This window comes from Oerskovia gallyi, assembly GCF_014836745.1.
Taxonomy (GTDB): domain Bacteria; phylum Actinomycetota; class Actinomycetes; order Actinomycetales; family Cellulomonadaceae; genus Oerskovia; species Oerskovia paurometabola.
In genome coordinates this window covers 200612-213524 of sequence record NZ_JACSQE010000006.1, presented here as the reverse complement: position 1 = coordinate 213524, position 12913 = coordinate 200612, and the positions used below count along the sequence as shown (strand labels likewise).

General features: G+C 73.4%; 11 protein-coding genes. 7 read left to right on the top strand and 4 right to left on the bottom strand.

Translation table 11 applies throughout. The features are described 5' to 3' along the window. Positions 1–103: 103 nt before the first annotated feature. The 4 genes from alaS to H9640_RS09470 are packed head-to-tail and all read left to right on the top strand — an operon-like array spanning position 104 to position 5415. Positions 104–2797, top strand: a complete 2694-nt coding sequence (gene alaS / locus H9640_RS09485) for an alanine--tRNA ligase (protein WP_191790461.1) — start codon at positions 104–106, stop codon at positions 2795–2797. A gap of 11 nt (positions 2798–2808) precedes the next feature. Continuing rightward, positions 2809–3339 carry a Holliday junction resolvase RuvX gene (gene ruvX / locus H9640_RS09480; RefSeq protein WP_191790460.1) on the top strand — a complete coding sequence of 177 codons (531 nt, stop codon included), beginning with the start codon at positions 2809–2811 and terminating at the stop codon, positions 3337–3339. 55 nt (positions 3340–3394) lie between these two features. Beyond that, the gene (mltG, locus tag H9640_RS09475; protein ID WP_191790459.1) at positions 3395–4537 is read left to right on the top strand and encodes an endolytic transglycosylase MltG; all 1143 of its coding nucleotides are present in this window, start codon (positions 3395–3397) and stop codon (positions 4535–4537) included. Next, positions 4534–5415, top strand: coding sequence for a shikimate dehydrogenase (locus H9640_RS09470; RefSeq protein WP_191790458.1), 882 nt, complete (start codon positions 4534–4536; stop codon positions 5413–5415). Before mltG ends, H9640_RS09470 begins: the two co-directional genes overlap by 4 nt. Before the next feature lie 28 nt (positions 5416–5443). Here H9640_RS09470 and H9640_RS09465 read toward each other — a convergent pair whose 3' ends face one another. Then, positions 5444–6154, bottom strand: coding sequence for a prepilin peptidase (locus H9640_RS09465; protein WP_318243720.1), 711 nt, complete (start codon positions 6152–6154; stop codon positions 5444–5446). 169 nt (positions 6155–6323) lie between these two features. Between H9640_RS09465 and aroC the strand changes: the two genes are divergently transcribed. The 3 genes from aroC (at position 6324) to aroB (ending at position 9311) form a co-directional block, all read left to right on the top strand. Beyond that, the gene (gene aroC, locus H9640_RS09460) at positions 6324–7541 is read left to right on the top strand and encodes a chorismate synthase (RefSeq protein WP_191790457.1); all 1218 of its coding nucleotides are present in this window, start codon (positions 6324–6326) and stop codon (positions 7539–7541) included. A 1-nt stretch (position 7542) separates the two neighbouring features. Then, on the top strand, positions 7543–8115 hold the full coding sequence (locus H9640_RS09455) for a shikimate kinase (RefSeq protein WP_191790456.1): 573 nt from the start codon (positions 7543–7545) through the stop codon (positions 8113–8115). Between the two features lie 80 nt (positions 8116–8195). Further along, entirely contained in the window at positions 8196–9311 is a 1116-nt protein-coding gene (gene aroB / locus H9640_RS09450) for a 3-dehydroquinate synthase (RefSeq protein WP_191790523.1), read from the top strand. Positions 9312–9418: 107 nt separating this feature from the next. Here aroB and H9640_RS09445 read toward each other — a convergent pair whose 3' ends face one another. The 3 genes from H9640_RS09445 to H9640_RS09435 are packed head-to-tail and all read right to left on the bottom strand — an operon-like array spanning position 9419 to position 12878. After that, entirely contained in the window at positions 9419–10243 is an 825-nt protein-coding gene (locus H9640_RS09445) for a glycerophosphodiester phosphodiesterase family protein (protein ID WP_191790455.1), read from the bottom strand. Continuing rightward, positions 10240–11409: an alpha/beta hydrolase gene (locus tag H9640_RS09440; protein ID WP_318243719.1), complete on the bottom strand. Its 1170-nt coding sequence runs from the start codon at positions 11407–11409 to the stop codon at positions 10240–10242. Before H9640_RS09440 ends, H9640_RS09445 begins: the two co-directional genes overlap by 4 nt. Positions 11410–11414: 5 nt before the next feature. After that, positions 11415–12878 (bottom strand): MFS transporter, encoded by a 1464-nt coding sequence (locus tag H9640_RS09435; RefSeq protein ID WP_318243718.1) that lies wholly within the window; start codon positions 12876–12878, stop codon positions 11415–11417. Positions 12879–12913 lie beyond the last annotated feature (35 nt).

Sequence of the window (12913 nt, the reverse complement as noted above, 5' to 3'; positions counted from 1 at the left end):
GGGACGGGAGGGAAGCACGTCGGGAACATACTTGTTCTAGCCGGTGTCGCCCGCCCCTGCGGCGTGCCCCGGGCCGTTCCATCACCGACTTCCGAAGGACATCATGCGTACCGCCGAGATCCGCAAGCGTTGGCTCGACTACTTCGCCGCCCAGGACCACACCGTCGTGCCCTCGGCGTCGCTCATCTCGCCGGACCCCTCGACCCTGTTCACGATCGCGGGCATGGTGCCGTTCATCCCGTACATGACGGGCGAGCAGACGGCGCCGTGGGCCCGTGCGACGAGCGTGCAGAAGTGCGTGCGCACCCTCGACATCGACGACGTGGGCAAGACCACGCGCCACGGCACGTTCTTCCAGATGAACGGCAACTTCTCGTTCGGGGACTACTTCAAGGAAGGCGCGATCACCTACGCCTGGGACCTCATCACGCGGTCGCAGGACGACGGCGGGTACGGCATCCCCGAGGACAAGATCTGGGTCACCGTCTTCCACGAGGACGACGAGGCGCGCCAGCTCTGGAAGAAGATCGCGGGGCTGCCGGACGAGCGCATCCAAGGCCTCGGTATGGGACCCAACTACTGGTCCACGGGTGCCCGCGGGCCTGCCGGTCCCTGCTCGGAGATCTTCTTCGACCGCGGCCCGGCGTACGGCCCCGACGGCGGCCCCGCGGTCGACCTCGCGGGTGACCGGTTCCTGGAGATCTGGAACCTCGTCTTCATGCAGTACGAGCGCGGCGACGGCGGGACCAAGGAGTCCTTCCCCATCCTGGGCGAGCTCACGAAGAAGAACATCGACACCGGCATGGGGCTCGAGCGCGTCGCGTTCGTCCTGCAGGGCGTCGACAACATGTACGAGATCGACGAGGTCTTCCCCGTCATCGCGGCGGCCCAGGAGCTCTCGGGCAAGCGCTACGGCGCGGACACCGACGACGACGTGCGCATGCGCGTGGTCGCCGACCACGTCCGCTCGGCCCTCATGATCATCAGCGACGGCGTGCGCCCCTCGAACGAGGGCCGCGGCTACGTCCTGCGCCGGCTGCTGCGCCGCTCGGTGCGCGCCATGCGCCTGCTGGGCGTCGAGGACCCCTCGCTACCGCAGCTCTTCCCCGTCTCGCGCGACGCCATGCAGGCCTCCTACCCGGAGGTCGGCGCCGACTTCGAGCGCATCTCCCAGATCGCCTACGCCGAGGAGGAGGCGTTCCGTCGCACCCTGACCTCGGGCACCACGATCCTGGACACCGCGGTCGCGGCCGCCAAGACCACGGCCGGGGCAGGTGGCACGCCCGTGCTGCCCGGCGACCAGGCGTTCGCCCTGCACGACACGTACGGCTTCCCGATCGACCTGACCCTCGAGATGGCCGCCGAGCAGGGCGTCCAGGTCGACGAGAAGGCGTTCCGCGCCCTCATGCAGGAGCAGCGCACCCGTGCGCGCGCCGACGCGCTCGCCAAGCGCACGGGCGGCGTCGACACCGCGGCCTACGAGGCCCTGCAGAGCGAGCTCGCCCGCCCGGTCGAGTTCCTGGGCTACACGGACGCCACGGCGTCGGTCAATGTCGTGGGCCTCCTGGTCGACGGCGTGCCCTCCCCGGCCGCGACGGCCCCGGCCGACGTCGAGGTCGTGCTCGACCGCACACCGTTCTACGCCGAGGCCGGCGGCCAGCTCGCCGACCACGGCACGATCGTGCTCGACGGCGGCGCGACCATCGAGGTCGACGACGTGCAGCGCCCGATCAAGGGCTTCTCGGTGCACCGCGGACGCCTCGTCGAGGGCGTCGTGGCACTGGGCGACCCGGGCACCGCGCAGATCGACACGGCCCGCCGCAAGGCGATCAGCCGCGCCCACACCGCGACGCACATGATCCACAAGTCCATCCAGGAGGCCCTGGGCAAGGACGCGACGCAGGCCGGCTCGGAGAACGCGCCGAGCCGCATCCGCTTCGACTTCCGCGCCTCGAGCGCGGTGCCGGCAGGCGTGCTGTCCGAGGTCGAGGAGCGGGTCAACACCCAGCTCGCCGAGAACCTCGAGGTCACGGACAAGGTCATGCCCATCGCGGAGGCCCGCGCCCTGGGCGCCATGGCGCTGTTCGGCGAGAAGTACGGCGACCAGGTGCGCGTGGTCTCGATCGGTGGCGACTGGTCGCGCGAGCTGTGCGCGGGCACGCATGTCAAGCAGTCCGGGCAGCTCGGCCTGGTCACGCTGCTCGGCGAGTCCTCGATCGGCTCGGGCGTGCGCCGCGTCGACGCGCTCGTCGGCGACGGTGCCTACGGCTTCCAGGCCAAGGAGCACGCCCTGGTCGGGCAGCTCACGGGCCTGCTGAACGTGCGCACCGAGGAGCTGCCGGACCGGGTGGGCTCGCTCGTGGCGCGCCTGCGCGACGCCGAGAAGGAGCTCGCGGCGCTGCGCCAGGCACAGCTCCTCGCGTCCGCCGCGAACCTCGCGGCCGCCGCGGAGACCGTCGGGACCGTGCGAATCGTGGTGCACGACGCGGGTGAGGTGGCCTCGGCCGACGACCTGCGCGCCCTCGCGCTCGACGTGCGCGGCCGTCTCGCGGACTCGGCCCCGAGCGTCGTCGCGATCGCAGGCGTCAGCAAGGAGCGTCCGCAGGTCGTGATCGTGACCAACGCACCCGCTCGTGAGGCGGGACTGCGCGCGGGCGCGCTCGCGAAGAAGGCGTCGGGCGTGCTCGGCGGCGGCGGTGGCGGCAAGGACGACATGGCCCAGGGCGGCGGCACCGACGTGTCCGCCCTCCCGGCGGCTCTCGCGGGCATCCGCGACGACGTCGCCTCGGCACTCTGAGCGCGCACCCGATGACGATCGACGACCACCAGGCGGGCACCCCTCTCCCGAGGGGTGCCCGCCTGGGCGTCGACGTGGGCAGCGTGCGTGTCGGGCTCGCTGCGAGCGACCCTGACGGCCTCATCGCGACCCCCGTCGAGACCCTGCCACGGGACATGAAGACCGCCCCCTCCGGCCCCGACACGCCGTCGGGCACGTTCCCGGCAGACGTCGCGCGGATCGCGTCCGAAGTGGAGGAACGGGGTGCACGTGTGGTGTACATCGGGCTTCCTCGGCACCTTTCCGGCGCGGAAGGTGCCGCCACCGCGTCCGCACGTGCGTACGCTGGACTGGTGGCACGTGCCGTCGCACCGGTCCCGGTGCACCTCGTCGACGAACGCATGACGACCGTGAGCGCCCACCAGGCGCTGCGGGCCTCGGGGCGCGCCGGGCGCAAGCAGCGCTCTGTCGTCGACCAGGCGGCGGCGGTTATCATCCTCCAGACCGCTCTGGACCGCGAGCGGAGCGCGGGGGCGCGCGCCGGAGAGTACGTAGAACGTTGATCGTTGCGTCGTGGCAAGGACCGCCGCGCGCACACCCGTCAGGAGGCAGCCTCCCGTGACCGACCTATTCGACCGCCCGCCGGTGCAGCAACAACCACCGTCGCGGGCGACCCGTTCGGGGAGCCGAGACCGTCGCGCCGCGAAGAAGCGCGCGCAGCGACGGCGACGGCGCACCCTGATCGTGGTGCTCGCGCTGGTCCTCGTGGGCGGGGCCGGGTACTACCTGGCCACCAACGCCTCGAGCCTGCTGGGCTTCGAGAACCCGTTCAGCGCCGCGGACTACGAGGGCCAGGGCGTCGACCCCGTCGACGTGACGATCGAGCCGCAGTCGACCGGTACGGCCATGGGGGAGACGCTCGTCGAGGCGGGGGTCGTGAAGTCGGTCAGCGCCTTCGTCAAGGCCTTCAAGGAGAACCCGGACGCCGGCAAGATCCAGCCGGGCAACTACACGTTGCTCACCGAGATGAAGGCGTCTGCCGCGATCACGCTGCTGCTCTCGAAGGAGAGCAAGAACGAGATGAAGCTGACGGTCCCGGAGGGCCGGACGGTCACCCAGATCCTCGACACCGCGGTGTCCGTCACGGGCAAGCCGCGCGAGGAGTTCGAGGCCGCCATGGCCGACCCCGCCGCGGTGGGACTTCCGGCGGAAGCGGGCGGCAACTACGAGGGGTGGCTCTTCCCGGCGACCTACCTCCTGCAGCCGGACGACACCGCCGCCACGATCATCTCCAACATGATCCTGCAGACGACGACCAACCTGGACAGCCTCGGGGTCCCGGCCGAGAACCGCGAGGAGGTGATCGTCAAGGCGTCACTGGTCGAGCGCGAGGCAAAGGCCGACGAGGACCGCCCCAAGATGGCGCAGGCGATCCAGAACCGTCTCGAGCGGGACATGACCCTCGACATCGATGCTGCCGTGGCGTACGGCCTCGGCCGGTCGGGGGTGACTCTCAGCACCACGGACCTCGCGGATGCGAGCAACCCCTACAACACCTACAAGCACAAGGGGCTGCCGCCCGGCCCCATCGCCTCCCCGGGGATGAAGTCGATCGAGGCCGTGCTCAACCCGGAGCCGGGCGACTGGATCTTCTGGATCGCGGTCAATCTCGACACGGGTGAGACCAAGTTCTCGTCCACGAACGCCGAGCACGAGCGGTACCGCGCGGAGCTCAGGCAGTGGCAGAAGGAGAACCCGTGACGGTCGGCGCCGCTCGTCGCGCTGCTGTCCTGGGCCACCCCGTCGCCCACTCGCTCTCGCCCGTCCTGCACTCGGCCGCGTACCGCGCGCTGGGGCTGGACGGGTGGGAGTACTCCGCGGTCGACGTGACCGAGGAGGAGCTGGCGTCGTTCGTGGAAGGGCTCGACGAGAGCTGGGCCGGGCTCAGCCTGACCATGCCGCTCAAGCAGGTCGTCCTGCCCCTCCTCGACCACGTCGAGCCGCTCGCGGGCGTCGTGGGTGCCGTGAACACGGTCCTGTTCCAGCCCACGGGGTCGGGGCGCACGCTCGTGGGCGCCAACACCGACGTCCACGGCCTCGTGGCCGCGCTGCGCGAGGGGCTGGGGGACCGCCCGGTCGGCTCGGCCGTGGTGCTCGGCGCGGGCGCGACCGCGGCCTCGACGCTGGCCGCGCTCGCCGAGCTCGGCTGCACGGCCCCGACCGTCCTGGTGCGCTCCCTGGGGCGCACGGGCGGTCTGCAGCGTGCCGCGCACCGCATGGGGGTCGCCCCACGCTTCGCGGTGCTCGACCCAGCGTCGCCGCTCGTGGCGCAGACGGACGTCGTCGTCTCGACGCTGCCCTCACGGGCCGCGGACCCGGTCGCGGACGCCCTTACCGTGCAGTCCGCCACCGGGGCGTCGGGCCCCCGCGGCGTGCTGCTCGACGTGGTCTACGACCCGCGCCCGACGGCGCTCTCCCGCGCCTGGGCGGACGCCGGTGCCACCGTGGTGGGCGGCGAGCGCATGCTCCTGCACCAGGCCGCCGAGCAGGTGCGTCTGATGACGGGGCACGTCGCGCCGCTCGCGGCGATGGCCGAGGCCCTCGAGGCTGCCCTCGCACCGAGCACCGCCAGAATCTGAGACCGGGGCCGCGGCCGGCGCTGTGCGCTCAGCCCAGCAGCAGCGCCTCATCGAGCACCGCGGGACCACCGATCAGACCGACGAGCGCGCCCGCGAGCATGAACGGGCCGAACGGGATCGCCGAACGTCGTCCTGCCCGCCTCGTGGTGAGCAGGACGAGGGCCCAGGTACCGCCGAGGAAGAAGGCCGCGCTCGCCCCCACGGCGAGCTCGGCCCACCCGCACCACGCGAGCATCGCGCCGATCAGCCCGGCGAGCTTGACGTCTCCGAAGCCGAGCCCCGACGGCGCGAGGGCCAGCAGGAAGTACGCGCCGTAGAGGCCCAGACCGCCGGCCAGGGCGCGGACGAGCGCGCCGCCGTCGGGCCCGAGCAGGCCGGCAAGGCCCAGCAGCACCGCCAGGACCGGGTAGGACGGCAGCACCAGGACGTCCGGGAGGCGGTGCGTGCGGGCGTCGATCACGGCGAGCGCCGACCCGACGAGAGCGAGGTACCCGGCCGCGGGAAGCGCCACCACGGGGTGGCCCGCGGCCCACGCCCCCACGACCGTGGCAGGCACGGCCACCGCCGTCACCGCGAGGACCGCGCGACGGTGCGGGCGCACCTCGGCCACGGCCCGGCGCCAGATCCGGACGAGCCGACGCGCGGTCGCCAGGTCCGGGGCGCCGGCGTCCGGGCTCGTCTCGACGGAACCGTCCTGCCCCGGCACGACGACCGGACCCCCGCCCCCTGCGTTCGTCACCCGGCGAACCTAGCGCAGCGGGCCGCGCCGGGGCGGGCGCCGTCCACAGGCCCGTCGACACGCCCGTGCGCCCGGCTGCGACCCCGTGCGTCCGGGCGCCGCCCCGCCGGGCGGTCCGCACTGCGGTCGGGTTCGGGGCCGCGCCGGGTGACGTGGGAGGATTCTGCTCATGCTTCGTTGGTTGACATCGGGTGAGTCGCACGGTCCGGCGCTGGTCGGCATCCTGGAAGGGCTGCCCGCAGGGGTCGAGCTCGTGACGAAGGACGTGCAGGACGCGCTCGCGCGCCGCCGCCTCGGGTACGGGCGCGGTGCGCGCATGAAGTTCGAGCAGGACGAGGTCCGTGTCCTTGCCGGGCTGCGCCTGGGGCTGACGCAGGGCGGTCCGCTCGCGATCGAGATCGGCAACACCGAGTGGCCCAAGTGGGTCGACGTGATGAGCGCGGACCCCGTGCCCGCCGAGGCCTTGCAGGTCGACGCCGGGACGGGCGACGTGCGGGAGATCGCCCGCAACCGTCCCCTGACACGCCCACGTCCCGGGCACGCGGACCTCGTCGGCATGCGCAAGTACGCGTTCGACGACGCGCGTCCGGTCCTGGAGCGCGCCTCGGCCCGCGAGACCGCGACCCGCGTCGCGCTCGGGGTGGCTGCGGCCAAGTTCCTCGAGCAGGCCGTCGGGATCCGCCTCGTCTCGCACGTCGTGGGCATCGGCACGGTCGACGTCCCCGAGGGCACGGCCCTCCCGCGGCCCGACGACGTCGCGCGGCTCGACGCCGACCCGGTGCGCTGCTTCGACCCCGCGAGCTCCGCGGCGATGGTCGCCGAGATCGACGAGTGCCACAAGGACGGCGACACCCTGGGCGGCGTGGTCGAGGTCCTGGCGTACGGCGTCCCGTCGGGGCTGGGCACCTACGTGCAGTCGGACCGTCGCCTCGACGCTCGCCTCGCGGCCGTGCTCATGGGGATCCAGGCCATCAAGGGCGTCGAGGTCGGCGACGGCTTCCGCACCGCACGCCGTCGCGGCTCCCAGGCGCACGACGAGATCGTGCGCGGCGAGGACGGTCACCTGCACCGTCTGAGCAACCGTGCGGGCGGCGTCGAGGGCGGCATGTCCAACGGCGAGGTGCTGCGCGTGCGCGCGGCCATGAAGCCCATCTCGACCGTCCCCCGTGCGCTCGCGACGGTCGACGTCGCCACGGGCGAGCCCGCCAAGGCCCAGCACCAGCGCTCGGACGTGTGCGCCGTGCCGCCCGCCGCCGTGGTCGCCGAGGCCATGGTCGCGCTCGTCCTCGCCGAGGCCGTCCTGGAGAAGTTCGGCGGCGACTCGGTCTCCGAGGTCCGCCGCAACGTCGAGGGCTACCTGGCGTCGGTCCCCGAGCTGCTGCGCTGAGATGACCACGAGCAGCAGCCCCCGCGTCGTCCTCATCGGCCCTCCCGGCAGCGGCAAGTCCACGGTCGCGAGCGTCCTGGCCGAGCGTCTGGGCCTCGCGGCGCGCGACACCGACACCGACGTGGAGGTCCTCGCGGGCAAGACCGTCGCGGACGTCTTCCTCGAGGACGGCGAGCCGCACTTCCGCGGCCTCGAGCGCGAGGCCGTGACCCAGGCGCTCGCGGTCCACGAGGGCGTCCTCGCCCTGGGGGGTGGCGCCGTCCTCGACGAGCACTCCCAGGCGGCCCTCGAGGCCTACTCGGCCGCGGGGGGAGTCGTGGTCTTCCTCGACGTCTCACTGGCCCACGCGGGCCCGCGGGTCGGGTTCAACCAGGCGCGGCCACTGCTGCTCGGCAACCCCCGGGCCAGGTGGCAGGCGCTCATGGAGCAGCGCCGACCTGTCTACGAGCGGCTCGCCACGGTGCGGGTCGTGACGGACGCGCGCACCCCCCGCCAGGTGGCCGGGGAGATCGAAGCAGCACTCGGCGGCACGTCCCAGGACGTCGCGGCCGACCAGACGAGGAGCGAGCAGTGAACGACCAGCAGACGACCGAGACCGACGGGCCGTCCCTCAGCGCTGCGACCCCGCAGGGCACCCCGGCGACCCCGGCCCGCGTGCGGGTCGAGGGCGCCCAGCCCTACGACGTGCTCATCGGGCGCCACCTGCTCGGGGAGCTGCCCTCGATGCTGGGTCCGGACGTCCGCCGCGTCCTCGTGATCCACCCGTCCGCGCTCGCGACGTCTGCGGACACGGTGCGCGAGGACCTGCTCGCGGTCGGCTACGAGGCGTACATCGCCGAGGTCCCGGACGCCGAGGAGGCCAAGACCGCGCAGGTCGCGGCATTCCTGTGGCAGGTGCTCGGGCAGGCCGACTTCACGCGCAGCGACGCGATCGTCTCGGTCGGCGGTGGCGCCACGACCGACCTCGCGGGCTTCGTCGCCGCGACGTGGCTGCGCGGCATCAAGGTCGTGCACGTCCCGACGACGCTGCTCGCCATGGTCGACGCGGCGGTAGGCGGCAAGACGGGCATCAACACGGCCGAGGGCAAGAACCTCGTGGGCGCGTTCCACCCGCCCGCGGGGGTCCTGTGCGACGTCGCGGCCCTCGAGTCGCTGCCCAAGTTCGACTTCGTCGCCGGGCTCGCGGAGATCGTCAAGACCGGCTTCATCGCCGATCCACGCATCCTCGAGCTCGTCGAGGAGAACGTCGACGAGCTCAAGGCATGGGGCGGGACCGAGGTGCCTGCCTCGACGTGGGCCGTGGTCGTCGAGCTCATCGAGCGTTCGGTCGCGGTCAAGGCGCGCGTCGTGGGCGAGGACCTCAAGGAGGCTGGCCTGCGCGAGATCCTCAACTACGGGCACACCCTGGGCCACGCGGTCGAGCTCACCGAGCGCTACGCGTGGCGTCACGGCGCGGCCGTGTCGGTCGGGATGGTCTTCGCGGCCGAGCTCGCGCGCCTCGCGGGGCGCCTCGACGACGAGACCGTGGACCGCCACCGCGCGATCCTCGGCAGCCTCGGACTGCCGCTGACCTACCGTGGCGACCGCTGGGAGCAGCTCCTGTCCGCGATGCGACGCGACAAGAAGTCCCGCGGCGACATGCTGCGCTTCGTCGTGCTCGACGGCCTGGCCAAGCCGGGGCGCCTCGAGGGACCGGACCCCGCGCTGCTCGCGGCCGCGTACGCCGAGATCTCGATCGACGCCCCCAGGGGCGGCCCGATCGCCCTCTGACGCGCCGCCGTCGGGTCCCTGCACGGCACCAGCACGGCCCGCCTCCCCGTCCGGGAGGCGGGCCGTTCTTCCGTCGCGGAGGCGCCGGGCGGGAGGATGCAGCGGCGTCAGCCCCAGCGGTCCCGCGCGGTCAGCATGTCGCGCAGCAGGTCCGCCCGGTCGGTCACGATGCCGTCGACGCCCAGGTCGAGGAGCCGCGCCATCTCGACCGGGTCGTTGATGGTCCACACGTGCACCTGGCGTCCCGCTGCGTGCGCGGCGGCCACCGTCCGGGCGTCCACGACCCGCACACGCCCCTGCCCGACGGGGACCTGCAGGCAGTCCGCGCCTCGCAGCGCCCACGAGGCGACGACGCCGAACGGGCCACGAGGGGCGCCCGCCCGGGCGGCGAGCAGGAACGTGGCGCCCTCGCTCGTCCCGGTCGAGGTCGCCACGGGCCGGGTGAGGAGTGCGACCGTCCGGCGGCGCCGCGCGGGGGAGAAGGACGTCACGCACACCCGCTCGTGCGCGCGCGTGCGCTCGATCGCCGCCGCGACGGGCCCGACGGCGGAGTCCGCCTTGACGTCGACGTTCACGCGCAGGTCCGGCCAGGTCCCCAGGACGTCCTCCAGGAGCGGCACGGGCTCGACCCCGCCGATTCGCGCGCGCCGCACGGTCTCCCAGGGCAGGTCCACGACCAGGCCCGCACCGTCGGTCGTGCGGTCCAGGCTCGCGTCGTGCAGGGCGACCGCGACGCCGTCGGACGTCGCGTGCGCGTCGGTCTCGACGTAGCGGAAGCCCAGGTCCCGGGCCGCAGCGAACGCCGCGAGGGAGTTCTCGAGCCCGTCCCGGGAGAAGCCGCGGTGCGCGAGCGCGACGAACCCCGTGGGGGAGTCGAGGTAGGGATGGTGCCAGGCACCCGGGCGTCCGCCGCGGGCCTCGGTACGGCTCACCGGGAGGCCCCCGCCGCGTGCCCGTCGCCCTGCCCGACCCGATCACCGAGCCAGTCCAGCACGCCGTCCAGGTAGGCGAGCCGGGGGCCGTCCGTCGAGAGCGTGAGGTCGTGCACCCCGCCCTCGATCGCCCGGACCGTCACGTCGGCCCCGACGCGCGGGGCGAGCCGCTCGATCTGGGCGACGTCCAGGACCGTGTCCTGCGAGTCGAGCAGCGGGTTGTCCAGGTCGTCGGGCCCCGAGGACGCCGAGTGCGCGACCAGCACGGGGCACGAGACGTCGAGCCCCCGCGCCAGCCGTGCCTGGCCCTGGCGCACCGCGCGCAACCACCCCGCCCGCACGGGCAGACCCTCGGGACGCTTGAGCGTCGGGTCGAAGTCCCACCGGCCCCCGTTCGCGGCCAGCAGGTGCGCCGCGTACGCCGAGGGCGCTGCGCTCAGCACGGCGAGCGGGGACCACGGCCCGACGGCGTCGAGCACCCGGGTGGCGATCGTCCGGTTCAACCAGCTCGAGTTGAGGTCGAGGAACGGCGAGTCCAGCACCAGAGCGTCGATCAGCCGCTGACGACGGTGCGCGTGCGCCCACAAGGGCGCCACGAGCCCACCCGTCGAGTGCGCGTGCACCACGACCGGCAGCCCCGGGTGCAGACCCCGCACGGCAGCGACCGCGACCGACAGGTCCGTCGCCGGCTCCCGCAGGTCCTCGACGAAGTGCGGCACCTGCCCCGGGCGGAGCGAGCGGCCCGCCGCACGCAGGTCCACCGCGAAGAACGCGAAGCCCGCATCCTCGACCGCCCGCGCCAGATGCTCCTGGAAGAAGTAGTCGTTGTACCCGTGCACGTGCAGGAACACGCCACGCGGACCGTCGTCCGAGAAGCCCGCCTCGCCCGTGCCCGTGCCCGTGCCCATGCCGTGCGCCCGCCGCACGAGCGTCGCGACGGGCGCAGGAGCGGGCTCGGGGACCGTCACGGCTCCGGGGTCCGCGTCACGGTCCGTGGCGGCGCTCGCGGCCCGGTGGGGCAGGGGAGGGACGAGGGCGAGGAGGCCGTTCCTCGCCGCGGGCAGGGGGCCGCCCGTGGGCAGGGTCGCGGCCTCGAACCCGGCGAGCAGCCGGTCGGGCTCCCACGGCAGACCCGTTCCTGCCGTGGCCGTAACGACCGGCTCCACCATCCTCAGACCTCCGTGCTCGACCCTGCCGCCCCCGCGGGGGCCGCCGCGAGGTCCTTGCCGCCGTCCACGCCGTCCCCGGCGGGGAAGCGCACGAAGAGCATGAGCACGAGGCCCACGAGGATCACGGCGACGATCCCCAGGATGCCCCAGTACTGCTGGCCGGACACGGCGACCATGGTCGCGAAGGCCATCGGAGCGAGGAAGCTCGCTGCGCGCCCCGTGGTCGCGTACAGGCCGAACGCCTCGGCCTCGCGGCCCTCGTCGCTGATCCGCCCGAGGAGGCCGCGGCTCGCGGACTGGGCCGGCCCGACGAACGCGCACAGCAGCAGGCCCCACAGCCAGAAGACGCTCGCGCCGCCGTCGTGCTGGACGAAGACCGCCGTGCCGGAGATCACGAGGCCCACGAGCGAGCCGAGGATCACCCGGCGCGGGCCGATCCTGTCGTCGAGCCAGCCGGCCGCGATCGTGGACAGGCCCGCGACGACGTTCGCCGCGATCGCGAACACGATGACCTCGCTCGCGCTGAAGCCGAACGTGCCCGACGCGATCACGGCACCGAACGTGAAGACGCCTGCCAGGCCGTCGCGGTAGACGGCGCTCGCGACGAGGTAGCCGAGCGTCGAGCGGCGCGTGCGCCACAGGTGCACCAGGTCGCGGCCGAGCTTGCGGTAGGCGCCGACGACGCCGATGGGGGCCGATCCTCCGCGGCGCGGCGACTCGGGGACCGCGAGGAGCACGGGGATCGCGAACACCGCGAACCACACGGCGGATAGCAGGACGCTGACGCGGATGTCCATGCCGTCGGCGCCCGTGATCCCGAACCAGCCGACCTCGGGGTTGATGAAGCCGACGAACAGCACGAGCAGCAGCACGATCCCGCCGACGTACCCGGCGCCCCACCCGATGCCGCTGATGCGCCCGATCGTGCGCGGCGTGGAGATGTCGAGCAGCAGCGCGTTGTACGCGACCGAGGCCAGCTCGAAGAAGACGTTGCCCGCCGAGAGCAGCACGACGCCCAGGATCACGGCGTCGGACAGCGACCCGGGGGTCGGTTGCACGAAGAACATCGCGACCATGGCCGCGACGGTCGCCGCGGTGTTGACCCCGAGCCACACCTTGCGCCGGCCCGAGGCGTCCGCGAGCGCCCCGAGCGCGGGCGCGAGCAGGGCGATGAGGGCTCCGGCGATGGTCAGGCCCCACCCGAGCCACGCGGTGTGGTCGGCCATGACGGCCTGGGGGTCGGCCGCGCCTGCCTCGACGAACGCGTCGCTCGTGATCCAGCGCGTGAAGACGAAGGTCGTGACGACGGCGTTGAACGCGGCCGACCCCCAGTCCCACAGGGACCAGGCGAGGACCTGGCGGCGACCGACCGCAGGACGGGGCGCGGGGGAGCCGTGGCCTGCGTCGGGGGCGCTGGGGGCGTCACCGTCGGATGTGGCGGGGGTCACGTTCGTGTGATCTGGCACGCGCGCATCGTAGACCGTCCGGCGGGCGCGAGGGT

Excerpts from the sequence above, each read along its gene's own strand:
- alaS (WP_191790461.1), top strand. The coding sequence starts at position 104 with ATGCGTACCGCCGAGATCCGCAAGCGTTGGCTCGACTACTTCGCCGCC.
- ruvX (WP_191790460.1), top strand. The coding sequence starts at position 2,809 with ATGACGATCGACGACCACCAGGCGGGCACCCCTCTCCCGAGGGGTGCC.
- aroC (WP_191790457.1), top strand. The coding sequence starts at position 6,324 with ATGCTTCGTTGGTTGACATCGGGTGAGTCGCACGGTCCGGCGCTGGTC.
- H9640_RS09455 (WP_191790456.1), top strand. The coding sequence starts at position 7,543 with ATGACCACGAGCAGCAGCCCCCGCGTCGTCCTCATCGGCCCTCCCGGC.